Origin of the sequence: Acinetobacter legionensis (assembly GCF_048552295.1) — a bacterium.
Lineage (GTDB): Bacteria > Pseudomonadota > Gammaproteobacteria > Pseudomonadales > Moraxellaceae > Acinetobacter.
Genome location: NZ_JBIMCW010000003.1, coordinates 245,400 through 263,480, shown reverse-complemented (window position 1 = coordinate 263,480; position 18,081 = coordinate 245,400). Strand labels below are relative to the sequence as shown.

The 18,081-nt window shown below is 36.7% G+C and carries 17 protein-coding genes and 1 pseudogene; 5 read left to right on the top strand and 13 right to left on the bottom strand.

Annotated features, from left to right (window positions below):
- Positions 1–94: 94 nt before the first annotated feature.
- Positions 95–733: a Fe-S biogenesis protein NfuA gene (nfuA, locus tag ACG916_RS04305; protein WP_004819478.1), complete on the bottom strand. Its 639-nt coding sequence runs from the start codon at positions 731–733 to the stop codon at positions 95–97.
- Between the two features lie 408 nt (positions 734–1,141).
- On the opposite strand from nfuA, the gene ACG916_RS04300 reads away from it, so the two are divergent.
- The 5 genes and pseudogenes from ACG916_RS04300 to ACG916_RS04280 form a co-directional block, all read left to right on the top strand.
- The gene (locus tag ACG916_RS04300) at positions 1,142–2,692 is read left to right on the top strand and encodes a hypothetical protein (protein ID WP_419327591.1); all 1,551 of its coding nucleotides are present in this window, start codon (positions 1,142–1,144) and stop codon (positions 2,690–2,692) included.
- A gap of 269 nt (positions 2,693–2,961) precedes the next feature.
- Positions 2,962–3,750, top strand: a complete 789-nt coding sequence (locus tag ACG916_RS04295; protein WP_419327590.1) for a crotonase/enoyl-CoA hydratase family protein — start codon at positions 2,962–2,964, stop codon at positions 3,748–3,750.
- Between the two features lie 49 nt (positions 3,751–3,799).
- Positions 3,800–4,708, top strand: a complete 909-nt coding sequence (locus tag ACG916_RS04290) for an alpha/beta hydrolase family protein (RefSeq protein ID WP_419327589.1) — start codon at positions 3,800–3,802, stop codon at positions 4,706–4,708.
- Between the two features lie 29 nt (positions 4,709–4,737).
- Entirely contained in the window at positions 4,738–5,298 is a 561-nt protein-coding gene (locus ACG916_RS04285) for a TetR/AcrR family transcriptional regulator (protein WP_336952847.1), read from the top strand.
- A 341-nt stretch (positions 5,299–5,639) separates the two neighbouring features.
- Positions 5,640–5,789 (top strand): annotated as a pseudogene (locus ACG916_RS04280) (lysozyme inhibitor LprI family protein); the annotation flags it as partial.
- Here the strand turns inward: ACG916_RS04280 and ACG916_RS04275 are convergent.
- From ACG916_RS04275 to ACG916_RS04220, 12 genes are all read right to left on the bottom strand, one after another.
- Complete coding sequence (locus tag ACG916_RS04275; RefSeq protein ID WP_419327588.1) at positions 5,783–6,367, bottom strand: hypothetical protein; 585 nt, start codon at positions 6,365–6,367, stop codon at positions 5,783–5,785. The pseudogene ACG916_RS04280 and the gene ACG916_RS04275 overlap by 7 nt on opposite strands.
- A gap of 411 nt (positions 6,368–6,778) precedes the next feature.
- Entirely contained in the window at positions 6,779–7,126 is a 348-nt protein-coding gene (locus tag ACG916_RS04270; RefSeq protein ID WP_336952853.1) for a hypothetical protein, read from the bottom strand.
- 172 nt (positions 7,127–7,298) lie between these two features.
- Positions 7,299–8,216, bottom strand: coding sequence for an HARLDQ motif MBL-fold protein (locus ACG916_RS04265; protein ID WP_419327587.1), 918 nt, complete (start codon positions 8,214–8,216; stop codon positions 7,299–7,301).
- A gap of 139 nt (positions 8,217–8,355) precedes the next feature.
- Positions 8,356–9,483, bottom strand: a complete 1,128-nt coding sequence (locus tag ACG916_RS04260; protein WP_419327586.1) for an acyltransferase family protein — start codon at positions 9,481–9,483, stop codon at positions 8,356–8,358.
- A 58-nt stretch (positions 9,484–9,541) separates the two neighbouring features.
- Positions 9,542–9,955, bottom strand: coding sequence for a poly-beta-1,6-N-acetyl-D-glucosamine biosynthesis protein PgaD (gene pgaD / locus ACG916_RS04255; RefSeq protein WP_336952859.1), 414 nt, complete (start codon positions 9,953–9,955; stop codon positions 9,542–9,544).
- Positions 9,956–9,988: 33 nt separating this feature from the next.
- Entirely contained in the window at positions 9,989–11,254 is a 1,266-nt protein-coding gene (pgaC, locus tag ACG916_RS04250; protein WP_336952860.1) for a poly-beta-1,6-N-acetyl-D-glucosamine synthase, read from the bottom strand.
- 8 nt (positions 11,255–11,262) lie between these two features.
- Complete coding sequence (gene pgaB, locus ACG916_RS04245; RefSeq protein ID WP_419327585.1) at positions 11,263–13,296, bottom strand: poly-beta-1,6-N-acetyl-D-glucosamine N-deacetylase PgaB; 2,034 nt, start codon at positions 13,294–13,296, stop codon at positions 11,263–11,265.
- 488 nt (positions 13,297–13,784) lie between these two features.
- Positions 13,785–14,123 carry an FKBP-type peptidyl-prolyl cis-trans isomerase gene (locus ACG916_RS04240; protein WP_004722677.1) on the bottom strand — a complete coding sequence of 113 codons (339 nt, stop codon included), beginning with the start codon at positions 14,121–14,123 and terminating at the stop codon, positions 13,785–13,787.
- 16 nt (positions 14,124–14,139) lie between these two features.
- Entirely contained in the window at positions 14,140–15,399 is a 1,260-nt protein-coding gene (locus ACG916_RS04235) for a DUF2252 domain-containing protein (RefSeq protein ID WP_419327584.1), read from the bottom strand.
- A 99-nt stretch (positions 15,400–15,498) separates the two neighbouring features.
- A complete protein-coding gene (locus tag ACG916_RS04230) occupies positions 15,499–16,122 on the bottom strand; it encodes an MgtC/SapB family protein (protein WP_419327583.1) in 624 nt (207 codons plus the stop codon).
- Positions 16,123–16,229: 107 nt separating this feature from the next.
- A complete protein-coding gene (locus tag ACG916_RS04225; RefSeq protein ID WP_004722682.1) occupies positions 16,230–16,760 on the bottom strand; it encodes a YaeQ family protein in 531 nt (176 codons plus the stop codon).
- A gap of 56 nt (positions 16,761–16,816) precedes the next feature.
- Entirely contained in the window at positions 16,817–17,830 is a 1,014-nt protein-coding gene (locus ACG916_RS04220) for a CobW family GTP-binding protein (protein ID WP_419327582.1), read from the bottom strand.
- Positions 17,831–18,081 lie beyond the last annotated feature (251 nt).

Sequence of the window (18,081 nt, the reverse complement as noted above, 5' to 3'; positions counted from 1 at the left end):
ACAAAAATAAAATTTAGCTATGTGACAACCATAAAAAAACCTCCGAAATCCGGAGGTTTTGAACAACAGTAAAATATCTACATTGATATACAGACTATTTGAAATAAGCACCTTCTGCTTGACTGTGATCAGTCTGATCGACCACACGACCTAGTTCAGGAATATGCTCTTTAAGCGTAGTTTCTACACCTTGTTTTAACGTTACATCAATCGCAGAACAGCCTTGACAACCCCCACCGAATTTTAATACCGCAGTTAAACCATGTTCTTCATCTTCTACTACTTCTACTAGTGCACAGTTTCCGCCATGCCCTGCCAATCCAGGATTAATCTCTGCCTGAAGAATATAGGTAATTCGTTCTTCCATAGAGGCATCTGGACCAACACGTGGTACTTTCGAGTTAGGTGCTCGGAAAGTGAGCTGCCCACCGAAACGGTCTTTGTTGTAATCAATTACAGCATCTTTCAGATATGGAATCGACGGTGTATCAATAAATGCTGGGAAATCAGGATAATCTTGTTTGTAATCTGTTGGAGCAATTTCATCAGGTGCACTGTATGCCATACAACATTCAGCACGTGGGGTACCTGGATTTTCAACAAATACACGAACGCCAATTCCTGGAGTATTTTGCTTCTCCAAAAGATCTTTTAAATACTCTTGCGCATTGGGAGTAATCAATAAATTTGGAATTTCTTCTGCAACCGCAGTATTGGTGTTCTCAGTCGACATAACTCTATCCTCAAGCTGAAGTCGGTATTTTAACTGAAGATGAGGCTGAATGAGTGAAAATCAACTAAAATTGTCGGAATTAACTTAAAAAGATGTAAAAAATATAATCTACGCAAATTTCAACATAACATATACACATAATAAATGGATATAAATCATACACAAATAGATATTTACTGCATTTTAGCTTATCAACAAATTGAGCTTTAAAACGAACAAAATGACAATAATGAAACTTTCTATAAATGAAATACTAAGCTTAATTTTAGATATTTTTATCACTGATTTATTTAATTTATACGACCAATTTATCTGAATTTTGTCATAAAATGCCACCCAAGTATTGAATATGGCATGGATAATGTATACATCTGTATATTAATGATGAAATAAAACGAGATATTTTGCATGTCCAGTTCAATTGATGGTTTACAGTTTCCAGTTCATCCAAAGACTCAAAAAAGTAGCAGCTCGCAAGTCGGTAAAGAAATCATTGCAGAAGCACTGTCCTTGGTTGATCATCTCAGCGCACAGCAAGCTTTAGATGAAAAAAATTGGCGTAAAAATTATCCAGTTTATTTTAAGGCATTGGTCGAACATGGGATTCGTTCAAGTCAAAACGCCATCACTATAGCCAAGCAAGGCTTACACAAAGCCCAACATAGTTTTGATTTCTTTAGAGATGGACAACGCTATTCTTTAAAAGATATTGGTACAGTTCCAGTACTAGACAAGATTCAAAGCGTTAGTTTTAAAGGTCAGTCAGATGCTGAGGTAGAGTGGTATGTGCCCTATCATGGGCAAAAACTGCAAGGCGAAGCGCTATATCAGCAAATTCAAAAGTGGCAAGAAACTGGCATTATTGAAGCCAGTCATGCAGAAGCACTGAGAGAAGTGATTGCTCATCCCGAATGGTTTGATTTATCGGATCGTACCTTAGTTTTATTTGGCGCAGCCTCAGAGGCAGGCCCATTAACATGGTTATCGAAATGGAAAGCCAATATTGTTGCCGTTGATCTGCCCAATGAACGCGTTTGGGAAAGAATTCTTAAAATCATTGAAAATGGCAATGCTACACTGCACGCACCAAGTTTTCAAAAAATCGCCAACACCCATAATATTGAAGAATTAAAAAGTAAACTTGGGGCAAATTTACTAACCCAAATTCCAGAAATTACACAATGGCTTTGTGATAATCCACACAAATTAGATTTGGCCTCAATTGCTTATTTAGATGGTGAAAAACATGTCCGTGTATCCATGGCAATGGACACGATTATGAGCCATGTCAGTGAACACAAGAATGATTCATCATTGATGTATATGTGTACGCCTACAGATGTTTATGCAGTACCTGAAGAAGTGATTGAAGGTTCAAACAAAAAGTTCAAACATAGATCAAAATTTGAAACCGTATTCAGCAAAGGGATTGCAATTCTCTCCTTAAAACAATTCTTTAAGCACAATGATCAACAACTGATTGCCTCTGACAATGGTAAATTCTATGGGATTGCTGATTGTCTTGTGGTTGAACAAGGCCCTAATTATGCCTTGGCAAAACGCATTCAACAGTGGCGTGCAACTTTAGCACGACATCAAGGGCAACATGTCAGTATCAATATTGCACCATCCACGACGACACATTCGGTCACCAAGAATCCTTTGCTTAAAGCAGCGTTTAACGGTGCAAGTTTGTTTGATGTAGAAGCATTCCGCCCTGAAACAACCAATTCAATTATGGCAGCGCTTTGGATCCATGACTTAAGAAATCCGAAGTCTGTTGCAAATCCAGAAACTAAGATGGGACATCCATTAGAATTGATGATGGAGGGTGCCAATCATGGTGGTTTATGGCGTGTCGCCTATCTTGCTCGCACAGCCTTACCTTTTGCTGCAATTTATGGGTATGCAAGTGATAAATTGCCGATCCAAAAGCTTTTAACCAAGTTTAAAAAGTAATCCTTCAGGTTTAAATCTCTTTAAATTAAATGCCTAGTGATAAATTTAGCTAGGCATTTAAGCTTATGAGCAGATTTTTATGTCTAGTTAAATTCTTATAAAAACTATAGGTACTCCCCCCAAAGCGCCAAATAACATACACAATGCAGCGATCCTTCAACGCCTTAAATAGGCTATACCGATGTAAACGGTTTAGTCACTCTAAAATCATTGACAGTTTTCTAACGATCGTTTAAAAACTTATAAAACAACCAATGAGAGAATAACAAATGTCAAATCTACAAGGAAAAGTCAGTCGTGAAATCCGTGGTCATATTTTTTTAGTTGGCCTAGACCGTGCAGATAAACGCAATGCTTTTGATAGTCATATGATTCACGACCTATCACTGGCTTTAACTGAATATGAAAATAATCCAGAACTACGCTGTGCGGTGGTCTTTGCCCATGGGGATCATTTTACTGCAGGATTGGACTTGGTTGAGTTACAACCAAAATTAGCCGATGGTGTTTTTAATTTTAGCAATGATATTGTGAACCCTTGGGGAACTGTTGGGCGTCAAAGAACAAAGCCATTGGTAACCGCGGTACAGGGTTATTGTTATACCGCTGGTATAGAATTAATGTTGAATTCTGACATTGTTATTGCCAACAAAAATACTCAATTTACCCAAATTGAGGTACAGCGCGGTATTTTACCTTTTGGTGGTGCAACGGTACGTTTCATCCAAGCTGCTGGCTGGGTAAAAGCTATGAAATATGTGTTAACTGGTGATTTATTTTATGCACAAACAGCCTATGAAATGAATTTAGTGACTGAAGTTGTTGAGGATAACCAACAGTTAACGCGTGCCATAGAATTGGCTGAACGTATTGCCAATGCTGCACCACTTGCCGTCAAAGCGGCACTGCATTCGGCTCATCAAGCCTTTTTACATAGTCCTGAAGTCGCATTTGCAAACCTACAAAATCTACTTAGCCCTTTACTTGCCTCTGAGGATGCGCAAGAAGGTGTAAGAGCAATGATTGAACGTCGAGCACCACAGTTTAAAGGTAAGTAAACCAATCATAGTGATATACGGCGATAATCTAATAACTGTGGGAACAATCATGCAAAATTTAAAGTACTCAACTGAGGTCCAACACTTGAATGGCAATAGTTTTACCAGTCAGGCCATTAGTTTTAAGGCACTGGATGGTTATGTACTGGCTGGCATACTTTACACGCCAGTCAATACAATCAAAGCAAAAATTGTTGTTTCCAGTGCAACAGGAGTTCCTCAAGCATTTTATCGCCGCTTCTCTGAATATGCTGCACAATTGGGCTATCAGGTACTCACTTTTGATTATCGTGGGGTGGCCAAATCTGCTCCACGGCAATTAAAAGGTTTTAAAATGTCATACCTCGATTGGGGAAAATTAGATTTAGCAGGTGCAATTGACTACAGTTTTAAACAAGACATGCCCCTATTTTTAGTTGGACATTCTTACGGCGGACAAGCTTTAGGGCTAACACCGAATCATACCAAAGTAAGCGCAATGTTTTGTTTTGGCACAGGTGCTGGCTGGCATGGCTATATGCCATTGAAAGAAAAAATTAAAGTTCAGGTAATTTGGAATATTATCTTTCCACCTATGGTGGCAATTACAGGTTACTTGCCTTGGAGTAAACTCAATATGGGTGCAGATTTACCTAAAGGGGTCTATCAACAATGGCGTAGATGGTGTAAAAATCCAACTTATTTTTTTGCAGATCCTGAGCAAAAAAATTTGCATGAGCAATATGCCCAAATTAAAACGCCAATTTATGCAGTAGCCGCTTTAGATGATGATTGGGCATTGCCAAATTCTCGTTATGCTTTTATGCAACACTATAAAAATGCGCCCATGCACTATATCAACATATCAGCAGACGAGTTTGGTTTAAAACAGATTGGACATATGGGATATTTTCGTCAAGGCTCAGAGCCAATTTGGGATAAAATGTTAAATATTTTTGAGACATTCATCCACAATTAATTTTAAGCCCATAAGCAGCAAGGTCATCTATGCGCCCACAAAAACTTACACCTGAACACATGTTAAATACCTGTGCTTTGCAATTTAAAGCACATGGTTATGCAGGGACAAGTATGGAGATGTTGGCAAAAGCATGTGGACTCAGTAAAGCATCGTTTTATTATTATTATCCCAACAAACAAGCCTTATTGATGCAGATCTTAGCGCACACTCATCTTTATTTAAATCAATCGTTGTTTAAACTCGAAGATTTTGCTGTAGTGGATGCAAATCAACAATTTCAAATCATCCATGATAAAGCTGTTCATTTTTTTAGTTATGAAATAAAAGGCTGTTTAGTTGGGATGCTGTCCTTAGAGGCCAGCCATATTTCTTTAGAAGTCTTGGAAAAAATCCGTGAAATTTTCCAAGATTGGCAAAATGCCTTGTATCAATTATTTCAACAAAAAATGAATCAAACCGATGCACAAATTTTGGCAAAAATAAGCGTGGCCGATTATGAGGGTGCTATTTTAATGTATCGACTGAACGATGACTTGTTCTATTTAAATCAAGTGAAGCAACGAATTTCTCAACTACTCTCTATATAATACTCGACTGATTTGCAACTTCTTGGTGAAAATTAAATGATAAAAAAGATCAAATATAGTTTTTTAGCTTTGCTTTTTATAAGCCTATTCAATACAGCTCATGCGCAATGTAATCAACAAGATCAACAACAAGCTTATCAATGTATGCAGCAGCAATTAAAAACAGATAAAGCGAAAATGATAGGGTCTGTTGACAATTCGTCTACGTTTGCGACTACGAGTGTTTTTTAGGCGATACTAGGCACGAAATATGAAATTTAGTCATTCTAAAGGATGAGAAACATCGTTTCGCAAGGTAACACGTAGCGGCAAAAAACACGCTAGTCCCGAAGGCTTGGCTTAATTATCGTGATGCTCAATGTAATGAACTTACGGGAAGTCTTACTTATGGCGCTTTGGGGTTAGCTTCAGGATTTGCACATTTAGATTGTGAAATCAATTCCACAATATTTCGACTAAAAGAGTTAAGCAGCCTAATAGAAAATCAATAACGATCTTTAAATTCGGCTTTATGTTCTATACCTTGATGATCAACATGAGCATAGAATACCCCATAACGTCCGACATAGTATTCAAGTGATTGTTCATGATAGCTCCAAAAAATAGACCATTCACCAAAATCAAAAGAACCAATCTGACTTTGTGTATTCATAGGCATTTGACTGAGTACATCATGTTGAATATGCCCTGCTTGAGAAAAGTCTTTGGTCTGTAAAGCTTGTTCAAAAAAAAGTTGCGCAGCTGAATCAAATAAACGTTGGTCTTCATCAGTGATCTGCTTGGCGAGTGCATATTGGTCTTCGACTAAACTCTGCTGCTCTACTTGAACTGTAGCGCTTAATACCTTTTTTACTTGGGTTAAACCCGCCTTTTGTCGCTCTTCTGCAATCATCTGTTTAATCAGTTTGGTTTTTTCGGGTAGATCATGCTCTTCTTGAGGATTCTGAACCAATTCAGATAACGCTTGTCGTTGTTCTTCAAAAGCTGCATTAATTTTTTGTTTAGCAACCCATCGCCATAACACATATAACGTGATCAAAAATAACACGACTAGGATAAATTTCAACATAGCGTAATCTCAAGCATATAATACGCCCCAGTTCAGACTCATGAGCTAAGTTTAAAGCTGAGTATTTTGATTGTTTTTTTAATAGTTTACCCTATAAATTGTATAACTATCTCACTAGAGATACCCAGCTTAAACGTAACAATTGTTTTCTCTATATCGATAAACTAGATCTCTTATTTTAATTTTGTAATGCTTTTAGATCACCTGAAGCAAATACGATCCCTTTGTCTGGCACCTTTTTGAATATTATGGGTTTTCCTATATTTTCATATATCGGCTGATCATCTTTAAGCGCTTTTAAATCAATTTTTTGAATAAAATCTGATTATTTTTACTATACAACTTTACCGCGCCTTCATCTGAAGCCATATAATGAACTTTCACATGATAGATATTTTGTAAATCTTGCATCTACATAATCACTAAATCGCCGCCACGTTCATACATACTGTCAAACACAATGGTATCTGCATCTACTTGCTCTAATTTAACACTAACATAACCACTTGCATCCGCCAGTTGATCGACTAAATATAATGATTTTTTAGCACCCAGCTGTATCCCATACGCTGAAAAATATTGCTCTCGAACTTGCTTTTTACCAATACAGGAATAAGTTTTTAATACGACTTTTATCGAGCCCAATTGATAGTTTTGAGGTGAAAATATGTCTTCGTCATCTTTATGGCATTGTTTTGCAAGCTTCGTTTGAGTATTGAGTTGTTGAAATTCTTGTGCATATATAGATGAAGTGAGCACGACACTACAAATGAATAATAACTGTTTGAAATATTGTATTTTCAATATTTTAGTATAAGCCGTTATCTGTTATATATCATTCAAAATAAATGATCAGTTTTACCTGAATTATAGCAATATTTTAAATAAAACACGCCATATAATACATAAAGCATGTTTTATTTTAAATTAATTATTGCAATGTTTTAAACTGCGCTAAGCGTTGTTGCTGTTGTAATTCTTGTTCAAATTCAACTCTCCCCTTTGCTACATAATTTTGTAAACCCGTCTGATCAATAAATGCTTTTTTATTACCCACATTCAATTTGGCTAATTTCTGCTTCATATAGAAACGATCAGCTTTATTGGCAAGGAAAATATCTGCATGGATTGCATCCAAAGTTTTAAATGTATGTCGTATGTCTGAAACTAGATTTGGATAGTTGATATTGTTTACCAAATAATAACCGCCAGTAAATAAACTGTCGGCATAGATGACTTTATAGTTTTTAAAGTAGTAACGGATATCTGTCGTCCAAGAGGTTGCGCCTGGTAAATGGCCGGGCGTCGCATGTGCTGTAAAGATTTGACGACCGAGCTTTAATTGTTGCCCATCTTTAATGATGATATCTACAGCTACAGAAGGAAAAGGCAATTGCTTACCTAGAGCAAAATCAGTCACGCCCCCATTTTCTAGCATTTCGGCATTTGCAGCACTTGCGACCAATTGAGCACCACTCCATTGTTTTAACTTAGCAAAACCACCAGCTTGATCTAAACGGGCATGACTATTGAGTAGATATTTTACATCTGTAATTTTAAAACCTAATTTTTCAATATTGGCTTTAATCTGCACTGCCGATTGATCAATCCCACTATCAATTAAAACCAAACCATCACCCGTATCAAACAGTACTGAAGATAAATTTTCAGTACCAACATAATAGACATGATTAAAAATTTTAAAGGGCACAATGGGTGTATTCCACGATTCAAATAAACTCATTGGCGGTGCATCGGTCAGTGCTTGCTGAGCATTTAATGGTGCTGCTTGAGCAAATTGAAGACTCATTGCAATCAATGAAATAACAATGGATTTGAACAGATGCATATAAGCGATCCATGCTAAAAATGAGTCGCCCATACTTGATTAAATCACGATATTTATCAATTTTTTAATGTCTAAAAAACAACTCAATACATCTTAAATTGTAAACAATATTTGCAAATTGTATCCGAGTCTTGAAGTACTAATTTAAAACCTTGTCGGCAATTTTATTACTGACCTTAATAGCGAACTGATCGACATAATCACTATAAAAATTTGCAGCAATCAAAGTGACTGCAATCGCAGTTAATCCTGAGCAGATTACAGCGAAAGAATAACTCCAATGCCAACTTAAAAATAAGTTAAATAGCGGAATACAGATTAAATACAACATCATTAGATGTAATAGATAAATGGAAAAAGATAACTTTCCTAACCAGACTAAAATCGGGTGGTCTAAGCCTTTAGACAATAATGGACTCATCAAAACACTGTAAACAATTAAAATCCCAGCAATGAAATTACTATAATCATAAGTATTCTCCCCTAAAATATGATGCACCCAGCTATAGGCTGCGCTGGTATTATGTGCACCCGCTAAATATAGGCCAATCAATAACATAGGAATGGCTACAACATTCGAAAGTGGTTTGGCATACAGATAGATATAGATACCAATAATAAAGCTGGAAATCCCAAAGCTGAAACCTTGCCCACGCCAAAGAAATGCAAAACAAGGGATTAAAAGTGATCCTAGCCAAAAGGCACTATGTTTATAATGATACAAATAGAGTAGAAAAAATAATGCAAATGAGCCCATAAGCTCAATCGTCATCGTCCATAACACCCAGTTTATATCACTTTCCGAGAATAAAAATGCACCTATAGTTCCTTCATATAATGCATGTTTAAAACTAAAATCTTGTATCGTAAATGCATGTAACCAAGCACCCACATGACTACTATCAATATGAATGACTTTAAAGACCAACCAAATGATGACGCATGAAGTCAGCGCTGGGATCATTAAACGTGGATAGCGTTTAATCATCATATTGTTAATTTTTGCATGAAATTTTTGAGGGCTTTTTAAGATCGCATAACTGAGTACAAAGCCACTTAAGACAAAGAATACAAAAACAGCCGCATCACCTGAGTAGAGAAAACCAAAAGGCAAATGATGTATGGCATACACCCAAGCCAAGTCTGTTTTCTCATTGGGATCAAAATGATGTAAATATGGAAAAAAACTCATTGCAAGATGAGAAAATACGACAGCTAAACAAGCTAAACCTCGAATACTTTCTGCCGAGTTTATTTTTGCGGACATCTAAGTTTCCCTTTGAAAACAAAAGCCCCAACCTGTGGGACTTTTGCCGACTAAACCATTAGTCAATATATGTGATTCGACCATCAGCATCATGATGAACTGTAGCGATTTTTTGCTGACGAGAATGTAAAAGATCATCCATATCCAAATTGAAATGATCAGCATATTCTTGTGTAGATTTAGCTTCTGCTTCCTTTTTGGTCTTTGCTGGAACAAAGTTACTCCATAGCCACAAAGAAATTGCACAAGCAATCAACGCAAACAATCCGCTTTCTAATGCTTTTGCAAAAGCATTAAAAAAGTAATGTACTAGTTGTGGTTTCTCAAGTGAAAGATATCCCACCAAGATAACAATAGGTCTCCAAAGCAACAACCAAAATGCCCATAGCATTGCCGTCATTGTCGTGGAGAAATAACGACGATGCCACGGTAACTGCTTACGTAAATCAATAATCAAAGAATTTGTTTTCATATTCGTATCTCAAAACTTATTTTGACTAACATCTTAGTCATCATGTCGCATACCACGATCGGGACTGACCCAACGTGCCCTTTTACTTTCTCCACGTAAAAGAACTTTTGGAAATGCAACAATACTTGCCGTTACTGTAATCAACCAAAATACAAAGGGATACCAAATCATCCAATAATAGTTTTTCACTAAACTCGATTCGTAACGACTATCCATCCACTTACTGATTGCGAACTGCAGTAAACAAGTTGTACCGAGTAAAATACCTGTTCCCATAGGTAATAATGGAGAACTCATTGCAGGGAATCCCGCATAAGGTAACACCAAATGCAAAATCCAGAAAATCACCATAATCAGCATTAAATATGACCAAACTAAGGTGAGGATCAGCTCAATAATCAAAGGCCATAGAAAATTAAGTTTCGGTTTAAATAATACATCAAAATTCTTAATTAAAACTTGAGCGCCACCCATGGCCCAACGTAAGCGCTGCTTCCATAGACCATCAAAGGTTTCTGGCATTAAAATCCACACCAAGGCATTGGGTTCAAACTTTACATCCCAACCCGCACGATGTAATTTCCATGTAATATCAATATCTTCTGTTAACATGTTCGGTGACCAATAGCCTACCTCATGTACAGCACTTTTACGAAAAGCAGTAATTACACCAGAAACTGTAAATAAACGCCCGAAAGTACGTTGTGCGCGTTTAATCATACCAACAATTGATGAAAATTCACCAACTTGAATCCGTCCAAGTAAAGTAGAACGGGTACGAATACGTGGATTTCCTGTCACAGCTGCAACTGTAGGATTATTGAGAAAATGACGAATCATCCACTGTGCAGCATATGGATCAAGTAACGCATCGCCATCAATACCAATTAAAAATTCAGCATCGGTAAGCAGACTACCTGCTTGTAAAGCCATGGCTTTACCCTGATTTTCAGCCAAGTGTACGACTCGCAGCTTGTCATACTTCAAAGCCAACTCATTTAAGATTTCTGCGGTATTGTCAGAACTCCCATCATTAATCGCAATGACTTCAAAGTTTGGATAATTCAACTTTAATGCATGACTAATGGTCTCATCCGCATTATCTTGCTCATTGAAACATGGCACAAGCACAGCAACTAAAGGATATTCTTCCAATGTTGGCGGTTGAGTATATGGGGGCTCTTTACGTTCTTTCCAATAGAAAATTAAAGCACCTATCATCCATAAATACGACATAAATAATGGATAATAGAAGATAAAGTTTAATACTGATTGCCACAGGTGTTGAAATGCGCTCATATCAGACCTTAAGGAACCAATCGTTGTGGTTTAGAATCAAATACTTTACGCATTTCAGCAGTATTTGGGTGATCCTCAATTGGATCGTCGGGGTAGTACCCCACATGCATCACACCTTGTTGGTATAAAGACTGGATCGTTTGAGCAATTTCTGATGTTGGAATCTTTTGATTATTACGCCAGTTCACTGCTTGTAATTCAAAAATCGTCTTTTTAATCCCATTTGGTTGTTTCTTCACGTTTTGTACTAAATCTTTATAAAACTTAGTTGCATCTGGTGCCTGTTCCATATACGGCATTGCCATAATTGCAGTAAAGTCATAATTTTTAATCGATTGCTCTAAAGACTGGGCATACCAGTTTTCCGAATATGCTGAAAGTGCAACTTGGGCATATAAGTTACGTGCAGTCAGTAAGAATGGTTGGTAATAACGCGCCTTTTGCGCTAAATCCATTGCAAAGTTATCAATGGTCTTGGTTTTAAAATCAGTCCATTTTTGCAATTTTGCATCATCATTACGAATTTCTTCTAAATCCGCTGGTAAACCAATTTTTTGATAAGCTTTAATCGCTTCTGGACTAGCATCTTCATAATCTGAAAGTGTTGCATCATCATGGAACAAGATGCCATCAAACGTCGTCGATTTTGCTAAATCCTGATATAAACCTTCAATTACTTTACGTGCTTCTGGTGAATATGGACTTAAACGATGATATCCCATATTTAAATGATCACTGTCTTTGGCTTGCTGAGTCACCACCACATCTTTAGACGCAGGATTTGAAGTTGGTAAGTCCCAAGCCAATAAAGGCATCCACGCATATAAACGACTCACATGGGTCCGAGTTTGAATCTGCCATGCAACACGGTTAAACAAATCTGCACGCATTGGTAGATAACGATTTGGGAAATACACCATATCAGCTGACCCATTCGCATCTGGATCAGCGAATGCCTGTAAAAATACCGTAGTGACATTCATTTCACGAATACGGTCTAACAGATGTCCTAAGTTTTTCTCTTGCTGCGCTTCATCTGGATCATAGATATAGTCTAAATCCACATGCATGACTTTTTGTGGACGGTTATTGTCAGTAAAATTCATCTGACGACTTTGGATTTCTTGTGCTAGAGAATCCGTAGTCATATTGCCTTCGACAAGAATGCGGTTCAAATGGCCTAACGATTTCTCAATATGGTCTGGACCATCATCTAAGCTAATGGTGATGGGCATACCCACCTTTTTAGCCAAAGCAACCGCTTCCATATTATAACGACCATATGGCCACACCATCACACGTGGTGCTTTTAAACCATGTGATTGCAATAATTTATTATTTTTTTTCAAATCACTAAAAATACGATCTGCATAGACTTTATCAAATTCATAGGTTTTACTTTTTGGATCGTATTCGCGTGTGACGGCGGCAGGCTCAGAATTGCCCTGAGGATTGCCTAAAATACCACGATGTAAATTATAACTGTGGCTACCAATTTCTACATAGCCACTTTTTTGCATGGTTTTAAGTTCATCCCAAGTCAAAAGTTTTTTACGTGCTAATTTTTCATCACCAAATTGAACCATTTCATTGGCTTTAGGTTCTAACCATGAGCCAACGACAGCGAGTACAACAGGAATTTTACGTTGTTTAATGACAGGATATGCATATTGATAAAAAGATTGATAACCATCATCTACAGTCAACAATACAGGTTTGGTGGGTAGTTTATATTTACCTTCGTTGGCTTTAATAATTTGGTCGACATTGACAAAATTATAGCCATTTTTTTGCAGCCAATCTAAATGCAGCTCAAACTGTTTCGTGGTGACAGCATAATCTGGAATCACTGCATCATGGTTCGGCGTAATTTCATGATAACCAATAATAGTCAGCGTATTTAAATCAATTTTAGGTAATTCGTGCTCTATTGGAGTTTCAGTAGCAACTTGGTCTACTTCTGCCATTGCACTATTATAAAAGGACGAAAACAATAGTGTTACGCATATCATCGCTGAAGGAGAAAAGTAACGGCTTAGCATATATTTAAATACTCGATCATCATTGTTTTTAAATCTGAATCCGTCCGTAGTACATCAATATTGAAATACTAAAATCCTTTTTCAAGACGAATTAAGCCAGAGGTTTTACAACGATGATTTAAAAGAATAAAACTGAAACGAACCTTAAAAAATAACTCTGAGCAGAATTATTTATTTGTGATATTTAAACACTTTTAAGACAAAAGTATTGTAGATGATTGTTAAGCATTGAGTAAATAATAAACAAAAAAATAAAACTATTGTGTTTAAAATCACACTATTAGATAAATAATAAACTTATAAAGTCGAATTCGGGTTATATTTTATCTGAGTAAAATATACAGAAGTCAAAAAGCCCCTCTCAACATTGTTAGTACAACATCGTGTAGTCAATAGATGCTGCATTAAACATAAAAAATAGAGATCAATTGACCTCTATTTTTATGTTTGAAGAGTGATGGCTGAGTCAATCCAGACATTTAGCAGATTTAATCACGCGTTTTGACATCAAACAGTTCAATTTCAAAAATCAGATTAGAATTTGCTGGAATAATTTTGCCCATTTTACGCTCTCCATAAGCCAAGTGTGCAGGAACGATCAATTTACGTTTACCGCCCACTTTCATTCCCATAATACCTTGATCCCAGCCCTTGATTACACGCCCTGTTCCAATCACTGTTTCAAAGTAATTGCCGCGATCAATTGAAGAATCGAATTTGGTTCCGTCTTCCAACCAGCCAGTATAATGGGTTGTAATCAAAGCACCTTTTACTGCTTCTTTACCTTCACCAACTTTTAAGTCAATAATTTCTAATTCATTTGACATACATTATTCCTATTCATCATTCGGGTTTATGCAAAGCTTTACTCATCACTGTCTTTTGTTCATTACGATATTCAGCATAACTTTTACAAAAACTTTGATAATCTTGCTCAACTTGTTGGGCGTAATTATACGTGTATTTCAACAACTGCGTTTTCCAAAGTTCTGCTTGTTCTGCAAAATTGATTAATTCATCTGCTGTTGAAGAACCTTTACGCCCTGTTGAACGTAATTGAGCATAAGCAATTAATCGAGCCATGTTATAACAGGCATCGGTAAATTTTTTAGGTTTATCTACACATTGTTTAAAATCAATTTTATCTTGTTCAGGTTGTAATGCTTTGACAATATACGCTTGTCCTTGAAAGTCTAGCCGTGATAACTGAGCCGGTATTTGATACTGCATGAGTGTTTGAATGAATTGAATGCGTTGCGCATGATCATCCCATTTTGGTTGTTGTATTTTTAGAAATGGAGACAAGCTCAAAGAGGAAGCTTGAGCCTGTTTCATATCGAATAAAGTATGGGTTTTATTTTCACTATCATAGACTAAGAATACATAGCGATTTAAGCCAATACTTCCTGTCCCCGCAATACGGAATGCGACATCTAATACTTGAAAATTTGATTGATTTTTCGCCTTGAGTGTTTTTAAATCCTCAGAAAATGTTTTTATCAGTGCTGTATATAAGCTTTTGGACTCTATTTTAAAATATTTTTTCTGATCAATCACCAAATAACGCCGCTCACTTGTTTTATCTAAAGAACAACGCGATTCAATAAATGCCACAGGATCACGCTCAGAAACTGTTGTAATATATTTCTTTAAAATACCATCGACGGTTTCTTTTTCTACTGCATAAGCTTTCCCTATTCGAAGTGCATTTAAATACTCATCTACCAGTTGTTCCGCGATAGATTTTAAATCATCGTCTCCGATATTCAGCTCTTTGCCAGCCAGAAATATACTGCAAATAAAACGGGACACATCCCACGTTGGATAGGCCAAAATTGCCTCGTCAAAATCATTTAAATCAAAATAAACCACTTGATGTCGACTACGATAACTACCAAAATTCTCGATATGTAAATCACCACAGATCCAAGTGATGGTTTGATCTTTCCATGTTTGTTGGCTTGCTAAATCTTCATAATATAAATGACATGAACCACGAAAAAAGCGGAAAGCACTGCTCGCCATTAATTTATATTTAATTGCTAGAAATTTCTCATCTCGCGACTGATTAAAATGAATAACTCGCTCATAAGGATCTCGCATCGGTTTACTCCAATACTTATACATTTCGTTAGATTAAATCGCTAAGCTGAAAATTTGATGAATAAAAAATTGAATAAATCAAGCACACTTTTTCTTGTTTTAAAAGCTTAACTCTTTAATCTCTTGATCTAAAAGCAAATAGTTTGTGAGTTTTTTGTGATTTTGAGCAGATCCTATTAACACCCAGCGCCCAACAATCTGTTTTTCAGTTTTATTTTGCACGCCACGTAAAATTTTCATATGGTATTGTTTAAATAATTCCTCATATTTATCTAAAGTTTCTTGTTGATAATCACATAAAATTCTATAGTTACGCGATTGGTGAATGGCTTCAATTCTCTCTTGAAAATAGACAAGAAATACGAGAACAACCAATACCAGTACTGTACCAACACATGCTAAATATTCATAACCAGCACCTGCGGCCATACCTAAAGCTGCCACCATCCAAATCGTTGTTGCTGTAGTAATCCCAGAAATTCTATTATCATCTTTAAAAATAACCCCCGCACCTAAAAAGCCCAAGCCAGTCAGAATATTTGCAGCCAAACGATCAGGATTTTGCACTCCAATTTTAATTGAAAGTATGGTGAATAAACAGGATGCTAAACTCACCATAATCATAGTTCGCAATCCTGCCGACTTACTGCGATACTCACGCTCTGCTCCAATAATTGCACCAATCGCCAAAGCCATAAGTAAGTGGTAGATGTCATTATTCATTGATTTTCTACATAGCTATTTTTATCACTCTAGGTATACGAAATTTGAGTAAAAAAAAGCAAGCGATTCGCTTGCTTTTCTTGTCAATTTTTATTGAACAACAATGCTTACTGTAACTGTGTCCATTCAATCACAGCTTGAGCATCATCACCAATCAAGGTCCACTCACCATCCATAACATTTAATTGCAATTGCATGGTGCGTTGACATAAAGCTTGAATTGCTGTTGTCGTCGCCTCAGACAATTGCCATACCTGAACATTTGACAATGTTTTGAGTTTAGAACTTCTTTTATACCATTCTGCAACGGCTGAACCATAGGCGATCACAGCCACTTCTTTACAACGCGCTGCCGCTTTTTTAACTTTGTCTTCGTCAGGCAAACCAACTTCAATCCATTTAATCAACTGTCCGGTTAAATCCTTCTCCCATAAAGCAGGTTCATCAGTTTCAAATAAATCTTTGGTAAATTCCAAACGTTCATCTGCAAAGCGAGCATATGCCAATACACGTACCATCAAACGTTCAATCGTTTCAGACGGATGTAATGCCATCGTGAATTGATAATCACCATATTGATGCACATCCATATTGGCAATATTCAGATCAGCCTTATAAATTGTTGCTTTTAATGCCATGAAAGTTCCAAAAAGTTCTTAAATATGGCGCACAGTCTATAAGATTTTCAAAAGGATTACTGCGTTTTTTCCGCCTGATCAATTCGACAATTCAACAAAGCCGTTTCTAAACTTTCCCAATCACGATTGTGCTGGCTAATGAGTTCGATCCGATTATCCAAGCTTTCTTCACCCGATTTATAATTCAAATTTTCAGGATTAAAATTAAATGTCATCCAACCTTGATTGGTATTGAATATCCCTTTGATGCGCAACCAGTCTTTTTGCTCACACAAGACATCTAACAAGTCATAAAAATCGAATTGCCAACGCTTTGAAAATTTCCAACCAGCAACAGTATACCCATTAGCCGTTTCAACATAGTGATAAGGTAATTGTTTAACCACAGGCAGTACTTCATCGGGGTTAAATTGCTTTTGCACTTGAATCAGCGGTACAACTTTTCTCTCCCCCCCTTGATGTGATAGATCCAGCTGTTGAATATCAAGATTACCCTGCTCTGCCAATACCCAAGTTTGAATATAAGCAAAGTAATCATTCTTAAACTGGTTTAATACCTCATGATCAGACGCAGACATGCTATCTGCATGCGAAACCACAACAATTTGTGCAGCTTTTAACTGATCTTGATAATGCGCTTGATTCACCCATTCAGAATCCTGTAAGCGACTCCCATCGATTACTGTCACCAACGCACGCATATCAATTTGCGCTTGCCATTGCGGTTCAGTCAATTGTGCCAAAAGTTGAGCGGGATGACCTAAGCCTGTAGGTTCTATAAATAGTCGATCGGGTTGTTTATCATAAATCAATCGAGACAAGGCAATTTGCATAGGCAATTGTCCTGCACAACATAAACAACCACCGAGTAATTCTTTTACTTCATAACCTGAGTCTTGTGGTAACAATTGCTGATCCACACCAATCTGTCCAAACTCATTCATCAGAACCGCCCAAGTTTCATTTTCTGGCTTCTGTTGAAGCAAATGCTGTAATAAGGTGGTCTTTCCAGCCCCTAAAAAACCAGAAATAATATGAGTTTTGACTGTTTTTTGGCTTAAAATCTTCAAAGGATCGACCCAGCATATTAAATGAAAGAAATAGATAGATATTGCGACTCTTCTTATTATTACTGAAAAATTGCCAATAGTTTCAGGTTTAACATCTATTTTTTAAATTAAATTTACAAAAACAATCCAAAACTCCAATACCACATTCATAAAGATTGCATAATGAATGTTAAGTGTAAGTAACAATGCAGTGTGTTTTTTAATCAACTTTTCATATTTCCATACACTTTTACCTATGGGTAAAAGTAAAT

Bases quoted from the DNA above. Each gene is read 5' to 3' on its own strand.
- ACG916_RS04265 (WP_419327587.1), bottom strand. From the start codon at position 8,216: ATGCATCTGTTCAAATCCATTGTTATTTCATTGATTGCAATGAGTCTT.
- ACG916_RS04235 (WP_419327584.1), bottom strand. From the start codon at position 15,399: ATGCGAGATCCTTATGAGCGAGTTATTCATTTTAATCAGTCGCGAGAT.
- ACG916_RS04275 (WP_419327588.1), bottom strand. From the start codon at position 6,367: ATGTTGAAATTTATCCTAGTCGTGTTATTTTTGATCACGTTATATGTG.
- pgaB (WP_419327585.1), bottom strand. From the start codon at position 13,296: ATGCTAAGCCGTTACTTTTCTCCTTCAGCGATGATATGCGTAACACTA.
- ACG916_RS04300 (WP_419327591.1), top strand. From the start codon at position 1,142: ATGTCCAGTTCAATTGATGGTTTACAGTTTCCAGTTCATCCAAAGACT.
- ACG916_RS04290 (WP_419327589.1), top strand. From the start codon at position 3,800: ATGCAAAATTTAAAGTACTCAACTGAGGTCCAACACTTGAATGGCAAT.
- ACG916_RS04295 (WP_419327590.1), top strand. From the start codon at position 2,962: ATGTCAAATCTACAAGGAAAAGTCAGTCGTGAAATCCGTGGTCATATT.
- ACG916_RS04260 (WP_419327586.1), bottom strand. From the start codon at position 9,483: ATGTCCGCAAAAATAAACTCGGCAGAAAGTATTCGAGGTTTAGCTTGT.
- ACG916_RS04240 (WP_004722677.1), bottom strand. From the start codon at position 14,123: ATGTCAAATGAATTAGAAATTATTGACTTAAAAGTTGGTGAAGGTAAA.
- nfuA (WP_004819478.1), bottom strand. From the start codon at position 733: ATGTCGACTGAGAACACCAATACTGCGGTTGCAGAAGAAATTCCAAAT.
- pgaC (WP_336952860.1), bottom strand. From the start codon at position 11,254: ATGAGCGCATTTCAACACCTGTGGCAATCAGTATTAAACTTTATCTTC.
- ACG916_RS04230 (WP_419327583.1), bottom strand. From the start codon at position 16,122: ATGAATAATGACATCTACCACTTACTTATGGCTTTGGCGATTGGTGCA.
- ACG916_RS04285 (WP_336952847.1), top strand. From the start codon at position 4,738: ATGCGCCCACAAAAACTTACACCTGAACACATGTTAAATACCTGTGCT.
- ACG916_RS04225 (WP_004722682.1), bottom strand. From the start codon at position 16,760: ATGGCATTAAAAGCAACAATTTATAAGGCTGATCTGAATATTGCCAAT.
- pgaD (WP_336952859.1), bottom strand. From the start codon at position 9,955: ATGAAAACAAATTCTTTGATTATTGATTTACGTAAGCAGTTACCGTGG.